The organism is Methylobacterium sp. E-066, assembly GCF_022829635.1.
GTDB lineage: Bacteria > Pseudomonadota > Alphaproteobacteria > Rhizobiales > Beijerinckiaceae > Methylobacterium.
On sequence record NZ_JAKSYO010000055.1, the window covers coordinates 33,801 to 53,855 of the forward strand.

The 20,055-nt window shown below is 69.2% G+C and carries 17 protein-coding genes; 9 read left to right on the plus strand and 8 right to left on the minus strand.

The window, feature by feature from the left end:
- Window positions 1-147 precede the first annotated feature (147 nt).
- The 3 genes from MKL20_RS06635 to ilvA are packed head-to-tail and all read left to right on the plus strand — an operon-like array spanning window position 148 to window position 3,160.
- On the plus strand, window positions 148-1,206 hold the full coding sequence (locus MKL20_RS06635) for an AbrB family transcriptional regulator (protein WP_244036056.1): 1,059 nt from the start codon (window positions 148-150) through the stop codon (window positions 1,204-1,206).
- Window positions 1,203-1,550: a diacylglycerol kinase gene (locus MKL20_RS06640; protein ID WP_244036018.1), complete on the plus strand. Its 348-nt coding sequence runs from the start codon at window positions 1,203-1,205 to the stop codon at window positions 1,548-1,550. The genes MKL20_RS06635 and MKL20_RS06640 overlap by 4 nt, the downstream gene beginning before the upstream one ends.
- A 26-nt stretch (window positions 1,551-1,576) precedes the next feature.
- Entirely contained in the window at window positions 1,577-3,160 is a 1,584-nt protein-coding gene (gene ilvA / locus MKL20_RS06645) for a threonine ammonia-lyase, biosynthetic (RefSeq protein WP_409568122.1), read from the plus strand.
- Between the two features lie 3 nt (window positions 3,161-3,163).
- Here ilvA and MKL20_RS06650 read toward each other — a convergent pair whose 3' ends face one another.
- From MKL20_RS06650 to MKL20_RS06660, 3 genes are all read right to left on the minus strand, one after another.
- On the minus strand, window positions 3,164-3,823 hold the full coding sequence (locus tag MKL20_RS06650) for an MgtC/SapB family protein (protein ID WP_243971515.1): 660 nt from the start codon (window positions 3,821-3,823) through the stop codon (window positions 3,164-3,166).
- 226 nt (window positions 3,824-4,049) lie between these two features.
- The gene (locus tag MKL20_RS06655) at window positions 4,050-4,988 is read right to left on the minus strand and encodes an EcsC family protein (protein WP_243971517.1); all 939 of its coding nucleotides are present in this window, start codon (window positions 4,986-4,988) and stop codon (window positions 4,050-4,052) included.
- A gap of 25 nt (window positions 4,989-5,013) precedes the next feature.
- Window positions 5,014-6,396 (minus strand): AmpG family muropeptide MFS transporter, encoded by a 1,383-nt coding sequence (locus MKL20_RS06660; RefSeq protein ID WP_244036019.1) that lies wholly within the window; start codon window positions 6,394-6,396, stop codon window positions 5,014-5,016.
- 240 nt (window positions 6,397-6,636) lie between these two features.
- Here MKL20_RS06660 and MKL20_RS06665 point away from each other — a divergent pair, with 240 nt between their 5' ends.
- Together MKL20_RS06665 and MKL20_RS06670 are read left to right on the plus strand one after the other, a co-directional pair.
- Window positions 6,637-7,677 carry a PAS domain-containing protein gene (locus tag MKL20_RS06665; protein WP_244036057.1) on the plus strand — a complete coding sequence of 347 codons (1,041 nt, stop codon included), beginning with the start codon at window positions 6,637-6,639 and terminating at the stop codon, window positions 7,675-7,677.
- A gap of 66 nt (window positions 7,678-7,743) precedes the next feature.
- Window positions 7,744-8,187 carry a response regulator gene (locus MKL20_RS06670; RefSeq protein ID WP_244036020.1) on the plus strand — a complete coding sequence of 148 codons (444 nt, stop codon included), beginning with the start codon at window positions 7,744-7,746 and terminating at the stop codon, window positions 8,185-8,187.
- Window positions 8,188-8,360: 173 nt separating this feature from the next.
- On the opposite strand, the gene mutS is transcribed toward MKL20_RS06670, so the two are convergent.
- From mutS to MKL20_RS06695, 5 genes are all read right to left on the minus strand, one after another.
- Window positions 8,361-11,078, minus strand: coding sequence for a DNA mismatch repair protein MutS (mutS, locus tag MKL20_RS06675; RefSeq protein WP_244036021.1), 2,718 nt, complete (start codon window positions 11,076-11,078; stop codon window positions 8,361-8,363).
- A 150-nt stretch (window positions 11,079-11,228) separates the two neighbouring features.
- A complete protein-coding gene (locus tag MKL20_RS06680) occupies window positions 11,229-11,555 on the minus strand; it encodes a hypothetical protein (RefSeq protein ID WP_244036022.1) in 327 nt (108 codons plus the stop codon).
- Window positions 11,556-11,776: 221 nt separating this feature from the next.
- Window positions 11,777-12,634 carry an alpha/beta fold hydrolase gene (locus MKL20_RS06685; protein ID WP_244036058.1) on the minus strand — a complete coding sequence of 286 codons (858 nt, stop codon included), beginning with the start codon at window positions 12,632-12,634 and terminating at the stop codon, window positions 11,777-11,779.
- A 24-nt stretch (window positions 12,635-12,658) separates the two neighbouring features.
- On the minus strand, window positions 12,659-12,874 hold the full coding sequence (locus MKL20_RS06690) for a hypothetical protein (protein ID WP_244036023.1): 216 nt from the start codon (window positions 12,872-12,874) through the stop codon (window positions 12,659-12,661).
- Between the two features lie 122 nt (window positions 12,875-12,996).
- Window positions 12,997-14,730: a patatin-like phospholipase family protein gene (locus MKL20_RS06695; protein ID WP_244036024.1), complete on the minus strand. Its 1,734-nt coding sequence runs from the start codon at window positions 14,728-14,730 to the stop codon at window positions 12,997-12,999.
- 196 nt (window positions 14,731-14,926) lie between these two features.
- Here MKL20_RS06695 and MKL20_RS06700 point away from each other — a divergent pair, with 196 nt between their 5' ends.
- From MKL20_RS06700 to mmsB, 4 genes are all read left to right on the plus strand, one after another.
- Window positions 14,927-15,679, plus strand: coding sequence for an SDR family oxidoreductase (locus MKL20_RS06700; RefSeq protein WP_243971530.1), 753 nt, complete (start codon window positions 14,927-14,929; stop codon window positions 15,677-15,679).
- A 439-nt stretch (window positions 15,680-16,118) separates the two neighbouring features.
- Window positions 16,119-17,192 (plus strand): multiple monosaccharide ABC transporter substrate-binding protein, encoded by a 1,074-nt coding sequence (gene chvE / locus MKL20_RS06705; RefSeq protein WP_409568120.1) that lies wholly within the window; start codon window positions 16,119-16,121, stop codon window positions 17,190-17,192.
- Between the two features lie 101 nt (window positions 17,193-17,293).
- Window positions 17,294-18,829 (plus strand): multiple monosaccharide ABC transporter ATP-binding protein, encoded by a 1,536-nt coding sequence (gene mmsA, locus MKL20_RS06710; RefSeq protein ID WP_244036025.1) that lies wholly within the window; start codon window positions 17,294-17,296, stop codon window positions 18,827-18,829.
- Window positions 18,826-20,055, plus strand: a complete 1,230-nt coding sequence (mmsB, locus tag MKL20_RS06715; protein WP_244036026.1) for a multiple monosaccharide ABC transporter permease — start codon at window positions 18,826-18,828, stop codon at window positions 20,053-20,055. Before mmsA ends, mmsB begins: the two co-directional genes overlap by 4 nt.

Consider the following 20,055-nt stretch of genomic DNA (forward strand, 5'->3'; position numbering starts at 1 on the left):
CGGGCTCACCTAACCCCGCGCGAACACCGGACCTTGCCAACCCTGACATCGGCATTCCCAAAAATCTTTGCCGTGACAGGGCCCATATTGCGGTGTAGCGGCCCTCACGCCCGACAATTAGTGCGGGTGCATCCCCCGCTGGTCGCCTTGCCCCCCTTCCGCACCCTCGGCCTCTGGGCCGCCCTCGTCGCCGTGTCCGCGGCCGTCTCGTACGGGCTGCTGCTCGCGCAGTTCCCAGCGGCGTTGCTGCTCGGCCCGATGATCGCGGCCATCGCCTTCGGGGTCGGCGGCTCCCGGCTGCACGTGCCGCGCGTCGCCTTCAACGCCTCTCAGGCGATGATCGGATGCCTGGTCGCCCACGCCGTCACCGGGCAGATCGCCCAGACCCTGTTCGAGGACGGGCCGCTGATCGTGGCCGTCGTGCTCGTGACCGTGGCGGCGAGCGGCTTCGTCGGCTGGGTTCTGACCCGGTTGCGGGTGCTGCCCGGCACCACGGCGGCCTGGGGTTCCTCGCCCGGGGGCGCCTCGGCCATGGTGGCGATGGCCGAGGATTTCGGCGCGGATCCGCGGCTCGTGGCCTTCATGCAGTATGTCCGCGTGGCCGCGGTGGTGTTCTCGGCCTCGCTCGCCGCCCGGTTCCTGATGGAGGCGCCAATCCCGGGGGCGGCCCCCGGCGCGGCCGAGGTGACCGGGCCGGTCGCGCTGCTGGCGACCCTCGCTGTGGCGGTGGTCGGTGCCGGCGCGGCCCTGGCCCTGAGGGTCCCGGCCGGCGCCCAGGTCGGCCCGATGGTGCTCGGCAGTCTGCTCCATGCCAGCGGCCTGGTGCGGATGTCCCTGCCGGCGCCGATCCTCGAACTCGCCTATGCCTGCATCGGAATCTATGTCGGCCTGCGCTTCACCCGGGAGACCCTGCGGCTGACCTTCTCGGCGCTGCCCGGCATCCTGGCGGCGACGTTTTCCGTGATCGCCCTGTGCGCTGCCTGGGGCTGGGGCCTGACCTTCCTGCTGCCGATCGACCTGCTCACCGCGGTGCTGGCCACCAGCCCGGGCGGCCTCGATTCCGTGGCGATCATCGCGGTCGGCTCGAAGGCGGACGTCTCCTTCGTGCTCGCCGTGCAGACCCTGCGGCTGTTCGTGGTGCTGCTCACCGGGCCGCTGCTCGCCAAGTGGATCAGCCGGTCCGTGCCGGAGGGCGCGGCTCGATGAACGCCCTGGTCCTCGCCTTCCTCAATTCCTGGCGCGGCCTGCGCCACGGCGCCCGCACCGAGCGGGCGGTGCGGCAGGAGCTGATGCTGCTGGCGCTCGGCGTGCCCGTCGCCTTCTTCCTCGGCGCGACCCTGTGGGTCCGGGTGGCCCTGATGGCGAGCCTGCTGCTGATGCTGGCCGCCGAGTTCCTCAACACCGCCGTGGAGAAGCTCTGCGACCACGTCCACCCCGGCCACCACCCGATGATCGGCACCGTGAAAGACTTGGCCTCCGCCGGGACCTTCATGGCGCAGGTGGCGGCGCTGCTGGTGTGGGTGGCGGCTTTGGTGGAACGGGTGGGGTAGCAGACCCGATCGGGAGCGTCGCTCGCATCTCGCGGCGCGAGGGTCTATCTCCGGCCATCCGCGTCACGCGTCCCAAGTCCCAAAACATGACCGACTACATCCGAAAGATCCTGACCGCCCGCGTCTACGACGTGGCGATCGAGAGCCCCCTCGATCCGATGCCGCGGATGACCCAGCGGCTCGGTCGGCCCGTGCTCCTGAAGCGCGAGGACCTGCAGCCGGTCTTCTCGTTCAAGCTGCGGGGCGCCTACAACAAGATGTCGGGACTGAGCCCGGACCAGATTGCCCGGGGCGTCGTCTGCGCCTCGGCGGGCAATCACGCGCAGGGCGTGGCGCTGGCGGCGGCCAAGCTCGGGGCCCGGGCGGTGATCGTGATGCCGCGCACCACCCCGTCGATCAAGGTCGATGCCTGCCGGGCGCGCGGCGCCGAAGTGGTGCTGCACGGCGACGCCTTCGACGAGGCCCTGGCCCAGGCGAAGATCCTGGAGGCCGAGCAGGGCCTGACCTTCTTGCACCCGTTCGACGATCCCGAGGTGATCGCCGGCCAGGGGACGATCGGCAAGGAGATCCTGGAGCAGCATACCGGGCCGATCGAGGCGATCTTCGTGCCGGTGGGCGGCGGCGGGCTGGCGGCCGGGATCGCGACCTTCGTGAAGTACCTGCGCCCGGGCACCAAGGTGATCGGCGTCGAGCCGGAGGATGCCGCCTGCATGGCCGCGGCGCTGGCCGCCGACACACGGGTCAGCCTGCCTTCGGTCGGGCTGTTCGCCGACGGCGTCGCCGTGCGCCAGGCCGGCGAGGAGACCTTTCGGCTTTGCCGCGAGCATCTCGACGAAGTCATCACCGTTGACACCGATGCCATGTGCGCGGCGGTGAAGGACATCTTCGACGACACGCGGGCGGTGTCCGAGCCGTCCGGGGCGCTGAGCCTCGCCGGGGCCAAGCTCTATGCCGAGCGCGAGGGTGGCGACGGCACCCTGATCGCGATCTCCTCGGGGGCCAATCTCAACTTCGACCGGCTGCGCCACATCGCCGAGCGGGCGGAGATCGGCGAGCAGCGCGAGGTCCTGCTCGGCGTCACCATCCCGGAGCAGCCCGGCGCCTACCGGGCCTTCATCCGGGCGCTCGGGCCCCGGGCGATCACCGAGTTCAACTATCGCCACGCGCCGGGGGCGGAGGCGCAGATCTTCGTCGGCATCAACGTCGCCGGGGGCAAGCGCGAGAAGCAGGCGCTGATCGGCGACCTACGCGAGGCCGGCTATCGCGTCCTCGACATGAGCGACAACGAGATGGCCAAGGTCCATGTCCGCTACATGGTCGGCGGCCGGGCCGTGGGCGTGGCGCATGAGCGGCTGTTCCGCTTCCAGTTCCCGGAGCGGCCGGGGGCGCTGATGAAGTTCCTGGACGCCCTGGGGCCGAACTTCGACATCACCCTGTTCCACTACCGCAACCACGGCGCCGATTACGGCCGGGTACTGGCCGGGATCGCGGTGCCTCCGGCCGAGCGCGTCCGGTTCGACGAAGCGATCGAGGCCCTGGGCTATCCGGCCACCGACGAGACCGAGAACCCTGCCTACCGGCTGTTCCTGGATGGCGAGGCGGCTGCCTGACTCTCAGCTGTCGACGGTATCGACCGAGATTACGTCGTCTGTCGCGCGCAGCTTGGCGGCGATCGCCTCGAAGCTGGTGCGCGACAGCCGGACGAAGGTGACGGTCACCTCGTCGAGATCCGGGTCGGAGGCCGGCCGGGTGGTGAACTGGCGGACCCGCGAGGCGCGCTCGCCCGTGACGTCGTGGAGCGTGTCGATCGACATCGTGCCCTTGCGGACGGTCATCCGCAGGGTCTGCGACCGCATCCGTTCGCGCCAGCGCTCCTCGAATGGCTTGATCCCGGCGAGGATCCCGACCACCAGGGCCGTGGTCGCCAGAGCCGGCACGTAGAGCCCGCTGCCCACCGCCAGGCCGATCGCCGCCACGCCCCAGAGGCTCGCCGCGGTGGTCAGGCCCTTCACCACCTCGCCGCGCAGCAGGATCGTACCCGCCCCGAGGAAGCCGATGCCCGACACCACCTGCGCGGCCATGCGCGAGGGATCGAGCACGATGTTCTTGGTGCCGAGCACGTCGCTGAAGCCGAAGGCCGAGACGATCATGATCAGGCAGGAGCCGACGCAGACGAGCATGTGCGTCCGCAAGCCCGCCGCCCAGAGCAGCCGCTCGCGCTCCAGCCCGATCACGCTGCCGGCCAAAGCCGCCAGGGCGAGCCGGGTCACCATCTCGGCATTGCTGATCAGAATCGCCTCCGTCTCTCGGCATTACGCGGAGTATTTTTGGGGGTACCGGGAGGGCGGATCAAGGCGGGTTCGGGATTCGACCGTACTCGTCATTGCGAGCGCAGCGAAGCAACCCAGGGACGCGCCACGTCCTGGGATCGCGCCCTGCCCTAGGTTGCTTCGCTGCGCTCGCAATGACGGCGAGGCGGCGTCGTCGAGAGACTCCTGCTCAGGCCACCCCGAGTGCCGCCTTCTCCACCTCGTAGGCCGCCCGCACGGCCGCAGCGCCATAGGACCGCTCCAGCCGTCGCACGGTGAAATGCGCGCGGGCGGTCGATTGGAAGTGGCTCATGAAGGCGGTGTTCACCGCGGCGCCGCCGAAGGCGCCCAGAACCGGCACCGCCTGGGCGGCGACCTTCTGGGAGACCACGAGGCCGAACCGGGCCGCGATCTGCGCGGTGAACCGGATCAGCGCCGGGGCCGACTGGTCGAGCAGGGTCTTGCTGCCCGCGTAGCGAGCCGCCTCTGACAGGGTCTTGGCCAGGGCCGCGCGCACGGCGAAGTAGCCGCTCTCGGTGAGCGCCGAGCCGGCCTCGGTCTCGGGCGGCGTGCGACCGCCCAGCGCAAAGACCTGGACGCAGGCCAGCGCGCCCTCCGGCGTTTCTAGATCCTCGCCCTCCTCCCGGGCGATCTCGGCGATCGAGCGCAGCATCAGTGTGGTCGAAACCGGAAGCTCCACCGCCAGGGTCGCGAGCCCGAACGCGCCCCCGATGGCGCCGGAGAGCGCGGCGAAGGCCTTGTGCTTGGTGTCGCCCGAGCCCAGCAGCCGGGTCAGCCGGCTCTCCGTCTTGGCGACGCCAGCCTCGATCGCGGTGCCGTCCGCGGGGACCACGTTCGTGCGCGGCAGCGTCGCCAGGGCGACCCGCAGGGCGCCGCGCATCGCCGCCTCGGTGGACCGGCCGACCGCTTCAGTGACCGGGGCGGGCAGCGAGCGGCCGATGATGTCGAGGGGGGCACCGGCGGCCGAGGACAGACGCGCCGCAAGACTCGGCCGCTCCAGCACCTGCACGGCCCGGCGCAGCGCGGCGAGATCGGCGTCGCTCAGGGCCGTCTCGGGGATCGTCGCCGGCACGGTCGCGTCGGCGCGGGTGAGGTCGGTCGTGCTCATCCGTGAATCCCTGGATCTGTTCGCGTCACGCGGTGCCGGAGGCCCGCGCCGTGGAAGGAAGCTCGGGCGCCGGGATGCGGTTCCCCGCCTCCTCGGCCGCCCGCGCCGCGGCCTCGTCCTGCCGCTGCCCGCGTCGCCCGACCGCGAGGCACAGGATCAGCACCGGGATCCCGACCAGCGAGGTCATCACGAAGAAGGCCGGATAGCCGATCGCCGCGACCACGAAGCCCGAGGAGCCGGCGATCAGCTTGCCCGGGAGGGCGTAGAGCGAGGAGAACAGCGCGTACTGCGTCGCCGCATAGGCCGTGCTGGTGAGGCTGGACATGTAGGCGATGAGGACGATGCCCGCGAAGGATCCGCAGAAGTTCTCGATCGAGATCGCCACCGTCAAGCGCCAGATCTCGGGGGCGCCGGCCGAGAGCCATGCGAAGGCGAGATGCGAGGATGCGGCCAGGAAGGCGCCGAGCAGCAGCGTCGGGAACAAGCCCAGCCGGGCGAGCGCCCAGCCGCCGGCGAAGCCTCCGGCGATGCCGACCCAGATGCCGTAGAGCTTGGTGACGGTGGCGATCTCCTTCAGGTCGAAGCCGAGCGCCCGGTAGAGCGGGCTCGCCATCACGCCGGAGAGGAAGTCCGGCAGGCGGTAGAGCGCCACCAGCAGCAGGATGCCCCAGAGCGCGCCGCCGAAGCGGCCGTGCAGCTCGGTCAGCGGCTCCAGAATGGCCCGGTGCATCGACCAGAACCGGGAATGGCCGGTGGCATCGGCCTGAACCCGCGGCGGCGCGTCGAAGGCCGGCGCCAGCAGGGCGGCAATCATGCCCACCAGCATCAGGGCGGCCATGGTCAGGTAGGCGAGGGTCCAGCCGCCGGACGCGGCGATGAACAGGGCGCCGGCCCCGGCCGCGATCAGCCCGAGCCGATAGCCGAGGTTCGAGGTCGCCGCCAGGATGCCCTGGAAGTCGCTGCCGGCGGCGTCGATGCGCCAGCCATCCACCACCACGTCCTGGCTGGCGGCGCAGAACGCCACCAGGAAGGCGCCGAGCCCTAAGAGCGCCAGGTCGGTCTTCGGGTCCGAGAAGGCCATGAGGACCAGGCACAGGGCGACCGCGGCCTGCGTCGTCACCATCCAGGCCCGGCGCCGGCCGAGCCGCGCGCTCAGGACAGGCACGTTCAGCCGGTCGATCGCCGGAGCCCAGAGGAATTTCAGCGAATACGGGAGCGCGACGTAGCTGAACAGGCCGATCGCCCGCACGTCGATATCCGAGAAGGCGAGCCGGAGCGTGAAGGTCCCGAGCACCAGCAGCAGCGGCAGGCCGGAGGAGAATCCGAGCGCCAGCATCAGCACGATCCGCCGGTCCTCGACGATGTCGCGCAGGTGGAAGCGACGCAAAGCCTGTGGCGGGTTGCCCATCGCATGGAACTCCTGAGCTCTATTGGCCTTGATCCCGCGAAATCGTGGCAGCCTTGGGCCGTTCGGGTCTTGGCTGAATCGGGAGGCCGAGCGCCTTTATCATGGTCGAAGCATGCTTAACGCGGTGTCCACGTTCCGCAGCCGCGGAGCGTGCAGACGGTCGCCCCGCGTCCAAGTTATGTCGACCAAGTGTGGAATGATGTGTTGAGTGCTCGTCCCGAACCCAGCCCGCCGCACGCGATGCTGGTCGATGCCTTCGCGCGCAGTCCATCCCCGATGGTCATCACCGACGCGCGCGCGCCCGACAACCCGATCTCCTGGGTCAACGACGCGTTCCTGGAGCTGACCGGCTTCGACGCCGACGAGCTCCTGGGGCGCAACTGCCGCATGTTCCAGGGGGCGCGAACCGATCTGGCCGAGGTCGCCCGCATCCGGGCCGCCGTCGAGACAGGCAATCCGGTGACCGCCGAGCTGCTGAACTACCGCAAGGACGGCTCCACCTACTGGAGCGCGATGACGATCACGCCGGTCCACGATGCGGCCGGGCTCGCGTATTTCTACGCGGCGCAAGCCGACATGACCCATACCCGCGAGCGCGAGGTGACGATGCGCGTCACCAACGACGAGCTGGAACGTCTGGTCGCCGCCCGGACCCACGACCTGAGCGCCGCCCTGGAGCAGAAGACCGCCCTGCTCCATGAGGTCGATCACCGGGTGAAGAACAATCTTCAGGTGATCTCGTCCCTGATGCTCCTGAAGGCCCGCCGAACCCCGGAGGGCGATGCCCGGGACGCGCTTCAGGGCATGGCCGAGCGGATCGGCGCGCTCTCTACAGCGCATCGGATGCTCTACTCGGAGGGTGACTGCACCCATTTCAACCTCGGCGACTTCGCTGCCGAGTTCCTGTCCGACGTAAATGCAGGCCTCGATCACGACAAGCAGCGAGTCGAGGCCGAGGTCGAGCCGATCGCGGTGGCGGCCGCCATGGCCGCGCCGCTCGCGCTGCTGATTCACGAGCTGACCGCCAACGCCCTGCGCCACGCCTTTCCGAACGCCCGGGAGGGGCGCGTCTCGATCACGGCCCGCCGCACAGCGGCCGGCATGCAGCTCACGATCCGGGACGACGGTGTCGGCTTGGCGGCGGCGCCGCCCAACCCCGCGGGCTTCGGCCGGAATCTGGTGGAGATGGTGGTCCGCCAGCTGCGCGGGACCATCGCCTGGGCTGATGCCGGGCCCGGCACCCATGTCGAGATCGATATCCCGCTCCAGCTGCCGACTTGAGAATTCGGCCCGAACGCTTCAAGCTCGTGAAACGCTCAGCGGTCGAGACACCAAAAGGGAGATCGCATGAGGGGTGGGAACGCCGGCGCGGATGCTGCGCTCCGCATCCTCGTGGTCGAGGATGAGGTGCTGATCGCGCTCGAACTCGAATGCCTGCTCGACGATCTCGGGCATGTCACGGTCGGCATCGCCGGGAGTTCGGCCGAAGCGATCGCCCTCGGCCGCTCGGCCGAGCCCGACGTCGCCTTCGTCGACATCCACTTGGTTGACGGCCCCACCGGCGTCGAGGTTGCCCGGGCGCTCGCGGCCGATCCGCGGATCACCGTGGTGTTCATGACCGCCAACGCCAAGCGCATCCCGGCCGACTTCGCCGGCGCCATCGGGGTGATCGCGAAACCTTATTCCGAGCGCGTGGTCGCCAGCATTTTAGACTGGGTCGCCGACCGTCGGGCCGGCCGGGCGCCGGAGCACGGGGCGCCGGACGGATTTCATTTCGCGCCGGCGTCGTAGGTTTTTTGCAACGGGCGCTCCCCGACCACCCCCCTCATCCTGAGGCGACGGAGCGAAGCGAAGGCCTCGAAGGAGGCCTCCAGCCAGCCGCGCGGTCCCTGGAGGCCACCTTCGAGGCTGTTGCGCAGCACCTCAGGATGCGGGCGGTTGGTGGGAGACCCCGCCCCCCACAATCACCGCTTCTCCACCCGCTCCCGCTTCAGCCGGTAGAGCGCATCCAGCGCCTCCCGGGGTGTCAGCGCGTCCGGGTCGATGGCGTCGAGGAGCGCACCCAGCGGATCCTCCGCCGGGGGCTCGGGCGGCGGTGGGGGGGCGAGCGCCGCGAACAGCGGCAGATCGTCGATTTTGGCCCGGGCCGGGCGGCCGCGCTCGGCCTTCTCCAGGCTCTTCAGGATCGCCCCGGCCCGCGTCACGACGCTTCCGGGCAGGCCTGCCAAGCGGGCCACCTGCAAGCCGTAGCTGCGCTCGGCGATGCCCGGCACCACCTCGTGCAGGAACACCACGCCGTCGCGATGCTCGGCCACCTTCAGGGTGGCGTTGTCGAGCCGGGCCAATCGGTCGCCGAGCGCCGTCAGCTCGTGGAAATGCGTGGCGAACAGGGCCCGGCAGGCATTGGCCTCGTGGAGATGCTCCAGGCAGGCCCAGGCGATCGACAGCCCGTCGAAGGTCGCGGTGCCCCGGCCGATCTCGTCGAGGATCACCAGGGAGCGCCGGGTCGCCTGATTGAGGATCGCGGCGGTCTCGACCATCTCGACCATGAAGGTCGATTGCCCGCGCGCCAAGTCGTCGGCCGCGCCGACCCGGGAGAACAGCCGATCGACCCGGCCGATCCGGGCCGAGGCCGCCGGCACGAAAGCGCCCATCTGGGCCAGCACCGCGATCAGGGCGTTCTGGCGCAGGAAGGTCGACTTGCCGCCCATGTTCGGGCCGGTGATCAGCCGGATCCGGCCCCGCGTCTCGCCCGACAGGTCGCAATCGTTGGCGATGAACGGCGCGCCGGCCCGGCGCAGGGCCGCCTCGACCACAGGATGGCGACCGCCGGTGATGGCAAACGCCAGCGAATCGTCGACCTCGGGCCGGCGCCAGTCCAGCTCGACCGCGAGCTCGGCGTTGCTTGCGGCGACGTCCAGCGACGCCAGGGCTTCGGCCGTCCGGGCGATCGTTTCGGCCTGCCCGAGGATCCGGCCGGCCAAGTCATCGAAGACCGCGGCTTCGAGGGCCTCGGCCCGATCGGTCGCGCCGGCGATCTTCCGTTCCAGGTCGCCGAGCTCGACGCTGGTGAAGCGCATCGCGTCGACCATAGTCTGGCGGTGGACGAAGTCGCGCTGCAGACCCTTGAGGCAGGCCTCGCCCACCGATTGCGGAACCTCGATGAAATAACCGAGCAGGTTGTTGTGCTTGATCCGCAGGGTCCGGCAGCCGGTCTCCTCCGCGTAGCGGGCCTGGAGCGCCGCCACGACCTTGCGCGAATCCTGACCGAGCAGCCGCGCCTCGTCGATCTCGGCGGCGTAGCCCGCGCGCACGAAGTTGCCGTCCCGGCGGGACAGCGGCAGGTCGTCGGCCAGCGCCGCGCGCAGGGTCTCGGTCAAAGCCGGGTCGGCCGCCCCGCAGGTCCGTGCGATCCGTGTCAGCTCCGCCGTGGTCGCGTCAGATTGCGTCAGGACGGTCCCGAGCCCGGCGGCCGCCGCAAGCCCGTCCCGGATCGCCGCAAGGTCGCGCGGTCCGCCGCGGCCGAGCCCGACGCGCGAGAGGGCCCGGGCGAGGTCGGGCGCCCGCGCCAGCGTATCGCGGATCGTGCGGCGCAGGGCGTGGTCCTCGACCAGCAGCGCGACCGTTTCATGCCGCTTGGCGATCCGGGCCAGATCGGTGAGCGGACCGGCGAGGCGCTCGGCTAGCAGCCGGGCGCCGTTGGCCGTCACCGTCCGGTCGATCGTGTCGAGAAGGCTGCCCGCCCGCGCGCCCGAGAGGGTTCGGGTCAGTTCCAGATTGGCGCGGGTGGCGGCATCGATGGCGAGCGTCGCCCCGGCCTCCTCCCGGCTGGGCACCGACAGCGGCGCCCGGGCGGCGATCTGAGTCCGGGCAATGTACAGCAGGGCCGTCCCGGCGGCCTGGATCTCGGCCCGGGTGAAGCTGCCGAAGCCGTCGAGGGTCGAGACGCCGTATTGCTCGCGCACCCGCCGCTCGGCCGCCGCGGGCTCCAGTTCCGCTTGTGCCAGGGGGACGATCGCGGCGCGGCTCTCCTGCCAGATCCGCGCAAGCTCCGGATCGGCGTGGATCGCCTCGGACAGGACGATCTCGCGGGGATCGTGCCGGGCGATGGCGCCCGCGAGATCGCCCGCAGGCACCTCGCTCAGGGAGAAGCGGCCGGTGGAGATGTCGATGGCGGCCAAGCCGTAGGCAGTAGCGCCCTCCCCGGTCTTGCGCCGCCCGATCGCCAGCAGGAGGTTGGCGCTGGCCGGATCGAGCAGGCGGTCCTCGGTGATCGTACCCGGCGTGACCAGACGCACCACCTCCCGCCGGACCACCGATTTCGGACCGCGGCGCTTGGCCTCGGCGGGGTCCTCGGTCTGCTCGCAGACGGCGACCCGGTTGCCGAGCGCGATCAGGCGGCTGAGGTAATCGTCGGCCCGGTCCACCGGGACGCCGCACATCGGGATCTCGGCGCCGCCGTGCCGGCCGCGCTTGGTCAGCACGATGCCGAGCGCCCGGGAGGCGATCTCGGCGTCGCCGAAGAACAGCTCGTAGAAATCCCCCATCCGGTAGAACAGGAGGCAATCGGGGTTGGCCGCCTTGATCTCGATGTACTGCGCCATCATCGGCGTGGCGCCGGCCGGATCCAGGCTGGCGGCGGGCGGCGTTTCGGGGGCGGTGCGGACGGCGGTTCGAGCCATGGCGCCTCTTAGCAGAGTGAGCCCGCCGAATCAGGCCGTGCCGCGCAACGCGCCTGGGGAGAAACCATCGCCACCCTAAGGTGAAGCTTCTCTGAGACAAAAAACCCGGCGCTGTGGGCGCCGGGCTGTCGTTCAAATCGGGTCGATGGTTCAGTAGCGCGGACCGTTGGTAGTGCCGCCGAGGTTCTGCTGGTAGCCGCGCAGGGCTGGGTTCTTCGCGTTCGGATTGCCGTGCCGCATCGTGTTCAGGCGGCGCGCCCGACGCTCGTGGCGTGTGGAATGGTGCCGATGCATCCGATGATGATGCATCACGACGGACTCAACCATGTCGTGCCCGGCCAGGCCCGGTTGCAGCATCGCAGGAGCCGCCTGAACCGACGCCGTGCCGGCGACAAGACCGCCGAAGAATACGCCGGCGGTCAGCAGTGAACGAAATGACATTGTTGAAATGCTCCAGTCCAGTCCGAGAAGTGCCATCACAATGGTTCGCGGACGTGGATGTTCCGGAAAGACATCGGAAAAAGCATCTGTGCAATCTGACAAAAGGGCTGGATTAAGTCGGGCTCTGAACCGTGGCGCAGTCATTAGACGGCCATTAAAGCGGGCTGGACTTCGCTGATACAACTTCTGCGATGATAAACTCCGCCCGATTACACGGTCCGCATTCGGATTCCGTCGCAACGCGATCGGGAACGACGCTAGGCCAGGAAGTCGCTCAGTGCCGCGTTCACGGCTACGGGCTCTTCGTGGGCGAGCCAGTGGGTCGCTTGCGGATACCAGGCGATCCGCCCGTCATCGCAGAGGTCCAGGCTCGCCTCCGCCAAGCCCGCTTGCAGGGCGGTGTCCTGCCTGCCCCAAAGGATCAGGGTCGGCACGCGGACCCGCGGCGGCTCCGCCCGCGGCAAGCGGGCCAGGGCGCGATACCAGTTCAGCATGGCCGTCATCGCGCCAGGCTGCAGCCAGGCCTCAACGTAACGGTCGATGTCGGCGGGTGCGAAGGCGCCCGGCCGGCTGCTGCTTGTCAGCGCATGCCGCAGGGCGCGGCAGCGATCCAGCGTGAGCAGCCGCTCCGGCAGGACGGGCAGCTGGAACAGGCCGACATAGGAACTGCGCAGCCACTGCCCCGGGTGGCGGCGGATGTAGGAGCCGACGACGCCCGGATGCGGCGCGTTGAGGATCGCGAGCCGCGCGATCCGGTCGGGATAATGGCTGGCGGTCCACCACGCGACGAGCCCGCCCCAATCGTGGCCGACGAGGCGGATCGTGGCGAAGCCGTAGGCGTCTGCCAGGGCGATCACGTCGGCGGCCAGCTTGTCGAGGTGATAGGCGTCCACGACCGGCGGCTTGTCGCTGAGGCCGTAGCCGCGCTGGTCGGGCACGACGAGCCGCAGGCCAGCTTCGGAGAGCGGGCCGATCTGGTGGCGCCAGCCGTACCAGAATTCCGGGAAACCGTGCAGCAGGATGGTCGCCGGCCCCGAATCCGGGCCGGCCTCGGCCACGTGCAGGCTTACCTCCGGCAGGCCGACCCGGCGAAACGCAACGCCCGCCACATCCATCATCAGGTCCCGCGCTCCGTCCCGTCAGAAGCCGAGGGCGGAACAGGCGCCCGCCTCGGCGTCGAGTTGGTCCCTGAGGCGGTCCGGGGTGGTCCGCGTCCAGAGGCAGAGCAGGACGAAGGCCGCACCGTGCAGCAGGGCACCGGTCGCCGGGACATAGGGCGATCCGTCGCCGTCCCGAAGGTTTTGCGTGGCGTTCGTGTTGGCTGCGGTGTGCGGTCTGACAGAATGGGTCATCATGATCTTCAGGCTCGACGTATCGTCTCCTCAGGAAGATCGTCGCCCGGGGCATTCGGTTACCGGCCGCCGTTTGCCGCAGTGCGCTGGCGCACACCCGCCGGACTTCCGGTTTCGTCACCGATTCAGCGCATCGGATTGAGCCACTGCGCCAGATGCCCGGCCGCGATGTTCGCGCACGTGTCCCGGTAGCCGAGTTCGGCGGATTCGCGGAAACTCGACCAGGCGCGCAGGTCGATGCCGGCGAGCGGCGGCTTGAGCAGGGCCGTGGCGTGGGCCGCCGCCACCATGGTCTGCGCGTCGCTCGAGACTGTGGCGGCGCGCAGAAGCAGCGGCGCGAGGCCCGGCATCGCCAACGGCGAACCGATCAGCCGGCGCAGGAGCCGGCCCCGCCAGCCCCGCATCGGCATGTCCTGGAACGCGCGGTCGCTGCCGACATCGACGGCCAGGACCGGGCCGCGCTCGAGTCCTGCGGCCACGTCCGCCGGCACGTTGTTCATCATGCCGCCATCGACCAGCACGCCTTCGTCGCACAGGACCGGGGGCAGCAGGCCCGGGATGGCGATGCTGGCCCGCAGCGCCTTGGGCAGGTCGCCGTCGCGATGGATCATCGCCCGCCCGGTCGTCAGGTTCGACGAGACGCAGAAGAACGGCAGCCACAGATCTTCGATGCGCGCGCCGCCGTAGCGCTCGGCGAGGCTGGCATCGACCTTGGCGCCCCGGGTCAGGGCGTGGATCGGCAGCGTGTAATCGTTGATCAGGTTGCGGCCGGTGAAGGCGGCTTCGGTGTGCTCCCGGATCTCGCCGAGGCTCCAGCCCATGGCGAGGCTGGCGGCGATCACCGCGCCCATGCTGGTGCCGCCGACGAAGTCCGCCGCGCAGCCGGCCTCGTCCAGGGCTTGGAGCACGCCAAGATGGGCCAGCGCCCGCGCGCCGCCGCCGCCGAGCACGAGGCCCCGCCCCGCGCCGCAGGCGAGCCGGGCGAGCCGAGCCATGTCGTCCGGCCGGCCGGGGCGAACCTGGATCCGCATGGCCGTGGGCAGGCCGGCGACGTCGGGGTGCAGGGCCTTGGGCCGCTGCGCCTGGGGATCCTGGCGCACCACCAGATCCATGCGGATCCAGTCGGAGCGCACCCGCTCCAGATAGGCGGTCGCGCCCGGGCGCGGCGGCGCACCGGGTTCGGCCAGCAGCAGGATGTGGTCGCCGAGGCGCTGGCTCAACCGGGACCACGGGCCGTCGATCTCCCGGGCCAGGAACACGGTCCGCGCATGCCGGGCCTCGAAGGCGTGGACCCAGTCCTCGTCTGCTCCCTCCGGCCATCGGGTCAGGCAACCGGTCTCGCCCGGCAGGATCGCGTCCATGGCGGCGGCGAAGGCCCGGGCGAACGGCTCCGGATCGGGGCCGTCGGTCACCGCGAGCACCACGAAGGTGCGCGGTGCATGGTGCACCGAATGGCCCTCATAGAGGGCGCGCAGCCGCTCGGCGAGCATGCGGGCGAAGTACAAAAGCGTGTGCGGATGCTCCGTGATCACGGCCTCGAAGGCTGCGCGGGTCAGGCACAGGAGCTGCGAATCGCGCAGCGCCATAACAGTCGCGGCCCGCGGCGCGTCGGACAGGAGCGCCATTTCGCCAAAAATCTCGGGCGGCCTCAGGCGGGCGATCCGGGTCTGCAGCCCGTGGTGGTCGCGGGTCGAGACGCCGACCGCGCCGGAGACCAGGGTGTAGAGCGCGTCACCGGCATCGCCCTGCTCGAACAGGGTCCGGCCGCCCGGCACCGCCATCGCGACCATGCGCGCCCGCACCGCCTCGGCGGCGGTGGCGTCGAGGCCGGCCAGGAACGGAATCTCGGGCGCCCTCACCCCTGCCCTGCCGTGATCGCGGTCTCGCCCGGCCCCCGATACGCTCGCATCCCGCCGCTCCTGGTCCGCGTCCCCCGTGTCCCATCATAGCGTGCCGGCAGCCGCTACGGTCTGCTCGTATCTGAAACGGATCGCCCTTCGCGCCGCCGCAGCCGTCCGGTACAGGCAAGACAACGGTATAAACAGGGAGGCAGCGATGTCGGTGGCTGGTCGGATCGCGATCGTGACCGGGGCGGGGACGGGGGTTGGCAGGGCTTCGGCCCTGGCGCTTGCCGGGGCCGGGTGGAGTGTGGTGCTGTCCGGGCGGCGACAGGCACCGCTCGACGAGGTCGCGGCGCGGATCGAGGCCGGGCGCGCCCTCGTGGTGCCCACCGACGTGACCGACCCGGATTCCATCGCCAACCTGTTCGCGCAGACGACGTCCCGGTTCGGCCGCCTCGACCTGCTGTTCAACAATGCCGGGATCGGCGCGCCGCCGGTGCCCCTCGAGGATCTGCCGCTCGACACGTGGCGCCAGGTGGTCGACACCAACCTCACGGCCCTGTTCCTGTGCACCCAGCACGCCTTCCGGATCATGCGCGATCAGGACCCCCGGGGCGGCCGGATCATCAACAACGGCTCGATCTCGGCGCATGCCCCGCGGCCGAACTCGATCGCCTACACGGCGACCAAGCACGCCGTGACCGGCATCACCAAGGCGACGTCGCTCGATGGGCGCGCCTACGACATCGCCTGCGGCCAGATCGATATCGGCAATGCCGACACCCCGATGGGCGGCAAGATGAAGGCCGGTGTAGCCCAGCCTGACGGCTCGACGCGGGCCGAGGCGGTGATGGATCCGGACCATGTCGGCGACGCCGTGCTGATGATGGCGAACCTGCCGCTGGAGGCCAATGTCCAGTTCATGACCGTCATGGCGACCAAGATGCCGTTCATCGGCCGCGGCTGACCTTTTTTATTCGAGCTCGGCGCCCTCAAGCGCCGTCCGGCCGGGCGGCGCACCCGCGCTTACCAGCAGCCACGCTTTTTCCGTGTGCTCCGCGCAGCGCCGATTGACGCCCGGTTTTATAACTCATACAAATCGCTCAACAAAAACGGCCGGGTTGCAATCCCGGTCGCGCATGGAGCGAGGGCCCTCGCGACCTGTGCGCCGCCTTCGCCGATCCTGTCGCCGAGCGTCTGCACGTCGTTCGAAGATCAGGCTGCGCCGGTGCTGAAGACTTTCGGTCGGCCTGAACAGCCGTAATCGAATTGGCCAAATCAGTTTCCGTGCCGAAGCAGGTCTCGTCGAGCCGGTCGGCCGGTGACGTCTGACAATCAAAAAAACATTCGCACAACGCGAGGCGCGTGGATCACGCGCAGGACGACGAGACGACCGGGGGGACTTGATGATCACCAGGCAGACATTTCTCAAGCTTGCGCTCACCGCCGCGATGCTGGCGGGCGTCGCCGTGCCCGAGGCACTTGCCGCCAACGGCGACCTGATCGGCGTCGCCATGCCGACCAAGTCGTCCCAGCGCTGGATCGACGACGGCAACAACATCGTGAAGCTGCTGGCCGCCAAGGGCTACAAGCCGGACCTGCAATACGCCGACGACGACATCCCCAACCAGCTCGCCCAGATCGAGAACATGCTCACCAAGGGCGCGAAGGTCCTGGTGATCGCGTCGATCGACGGGACGACGCTCAGCGACGTGCTGTCGAAGGCGAAGGACAGCGGCGTCAAGGTCATCGCCTACGACCGCCTGATCAAGGGCACCCCCAACGTCGACTTCTACGCGACGTTCGACAATTTCCAGGTGGGCGTGCAGCAGGCGAGCTCGATCGTCGACGCGCTCGGGCTGAAGGACGGCAAGGGCCCGTTCAACATCGAGCTGTTCGGCGGCTCGCCGGACGACAACAACGCCTACTTCTTCTACGACGGCGCCCTGTCGGTGCTGCAACCCTACATCGACGCGAAGAAGCTCGTGGTCCGGTCCGGCCAGGCCGGCATGGACAAGGTCTCGACCCTGCGCTGGGACCCGGCCACCGCCCAGGCCCGCATGGATAACCTGCTCTCGGCCTATTACGGCAGCGCGAAGCTCGACGCGGTCCTGTCGCCCTACGACGGCATCTCGATCGGCATCATCTCGTCGCTCAAGGGCGTCGGCTACGGCTCCGGCAGCCTGAAGATGCCGGTGGTCAGCGGCCAGGATGCCGAGCTGCAATCGGTCAAGTCGATCGTGGCCGGCGAGCAGTATTCGACGATCTTCAAGGATACGCGCGAGCTGGCCAAGGTGACGGTCGCGATGATCGACGCCATCGAATCCGGTCAGCAGCCGGAGGTCAACGACACCAAGACCTACAACAACGGTAAGAAGGTCGTCCCGTCCTACCTGCTGAAGCCTGTTGTGGTCACCAAGGCCAACTGGAAGCCGGTCCTGGTGGATACGGGCTACTACACCCTCGACCAGCTCAAGTGAGCCGAGCGGGCCCGGATATGCCGGCCCCGACAGATCCTAGCCGATGCCGGCACGTTCGGCATCGGCGTTCGATCCATGAATGACGAGCCGAAAGTGGTCGCATGCAGCCCGTCCTCGAAATGCGGGGGATTACGAAGACATTCCCCGGGGTCAAGGCGCTCTCAGACGTCAACCTGACGGTCCGGCCAGCCGAGATCCACGCCCTGGTCGGCGAGAACGGTGCTGGGAAATCGACGCTGATGAAGGTCCTCAGCGGAGTCTATCCGCAGGGTACCTACGAGGGCGAGATCCACTACGAGGGCCGGCTCAGCCAGTTCCGGGACATCTCCGACAGCGAGCGCGTCGGGATCGTGATCATCCACCAAGAGCTGGCGCTGGTGCCGTTCCTGTCGATCGCCGAGAACATCTTCCTCGGCAATGAGCCGTCCCGGTTCGGCATCATCGACCGGGACCGGATGTTCACCCGGGCGGTCGAACTCCTCAGGACCGTGGGGCTCGAGGAGAATCCCGATACGCTCGTCACCCATCTCGGGGTCGGCAAGCAGCAGCTTGTCGAGATCGCCAAGGCGCTCTCCAAGAAGGTCAAGCTGCTCATCCTAGATGAGCCAACCGCGAGCCTGAGCGAGAAGGACAGCGACGCGCTCCTGCGCCTGCTCATCAGCTTCCGGGAGCAGGGCATCGCGTCGATCCTGATCTCGCACAAGCTCAACGAGATCTCGAAGGTCGCCGACCGGATCACCGTCCTGCGCGACGGCACCACCGTCGAGACCCTCGACTGCCAGGACGGGTCGATCGACGAGGACCGCATCATCCGCGGCATGGTCGGCCGCGCCATGGCGAACCGGTATCCGGCCCGCGAGCCGCGGATCGGCGATGTGATGCTGGAGGTGCGCGACTGGACGGTCCACCACGCCGTCCACGCCGACCGCCCGGTGGTGCGCAACGTCAACCTAACCCTCCGCAAGGGCGAGATCGTGGGAATTGCCGGCCTGATGGGCTCGGGCCGGACCGAGCTCGCCATGAGCCTGTTCGGCAGCGCCTACGGCCAGGGCATCTCGGGCCGCGTCCGGATCGAGGGCCGGGATGTCGATGTCTCGACCATCGGCAAGGCGATCGCGGCGGGCATCGCCTACGTCACCGAGGACCGCAAGCAGCTCGGCCTCGTGCTCGACGAGACCATCACCAAGAACACCACCCTGGCGAACCTCCCGGGCGTGTCCACGGCCTCGGTGATCGACGAGGACAAGGAACGCGGCGTCGCCACCGACTACCGGACCAAGATGCGCATCCGGTCCTTCGGGGTCGCGCAGCAGACCGTGAACCTCTCGGGCGGCAACCAGCAGAAGGTCGTGCTCAGCAAGTGGCTGTTCACGCACCCCAAGGTGCTGATCCTGGACGAGCCGACCCGGGGCATCGACGTCGGCGCCAAGTACGAAATCTACGCGATCATCAACGAGTTGGCCGATGGCGGCCGGGGCGTGCTGATGATCTCGTCGGAGATGCCGGAGCTGCTCGGCATGTGCGACCGCATCTACGTGATGAACGAGGGGCGCTTCGTGGGCGAGTTCCAGCGCTCGGAGGCGAGCCAGGAGGCGATCATGCGCGCGATCATGCGCTCGAAGGAACTGAACGGATGACCGAGATTTCCGCGGCCAAGACGATGCCCTCCGGCCCTGATTCGATCCCGGAGGCCAAGCCCGCCGCCGATGCGCGTGCGAAGCGCGGCTTCCTCGGGACCTCGCAGGTCCGGGATTACGGGCTGCTGATCGCCCTGCTGCTGATCACGCTGTTCTTCGAGTACACGACGAACGGCGTGCTGTTCCAGCCGCTCAACCTCACCAACCTGATCCTACAGAACAGCTACGTCGTGGTGATGGCGCTGGGCATGCTGCTAGTCATCGTGGCCGGCCATATCGACCTGTCGATTGGCTCGATCGTCGGCTTCGTCGGCGCGCTGGCGGCCCTGCTGATGGTCCGCTTCGGCCTCGATCCCCTCTCCGCGACGATCATCTGCCTCGCGGTCGGCGCGGCGATCGGCGGTCTGCAGGGGTCGTTCGTCGCCTATCTCGGGATCCCGAGCTTCATCGTCACCCTGGCCGGCATGCTGGTGTTCCGCGGCCTGACCCTCGCCCTGCTCCAGGGTGCCTCGATCGGGCCGTTCCCGGAGGTGTTCCAGCTTCTCGCCAAGGGCTTTCTGGTCAATTTCGCCGGCCCCTGGACCTCGGTGCTGATCGGGGCGGTGCTCGCGCTCATCCTGTTCGGCATGAACTGGCAGCGCCGCGCCGTGCAGGTCCGCCATGGCAGCCAGCCCGACAGCCTGGCCGCGTTCGTGGCCCGCAACGGCATCACGACCATCGTGATCCTCGCCTTCGCGTATCAGATGAGCGCGTATCGCGGCCTGCCGAACGTGCTGATCGTGATGTTCGTGCTGGTGATGCTCTACCGCTTCATCACCACGCGGACGACGATCGGGCGGCGGATCTATGCGCTCGGTGGCAACATCAAGGCCGCGCGCCTGTCGGGCATCAAGACCGAGCGGCTGACTTTCCTGACCTTCGCCAATATGGGCGCCCTGGCGGGACTCGCCGGCATGATCTTCGCCGCGCGGCTCAACACGGCGACCCCGAAGGCCGGCGTCGGCTTCGAGCTCGACGTGATCGCGGCCTGCTTCATCGGCGGCGCGTCGGCGGCCGGCGGCATCGGCAAGGTCTCGGGCGTCGTCATCGGGGCGTTCATCATCGGCGTGATGAACAACGGCATGTCGATCCTCGGCATCGGCATCGACTACCAGCAGGTGATCAAGGGCATCGTGCTGCTCGCCGCAGTCTGCCTCGACGTCTACAACAAGAAGAACCGCGCCTAA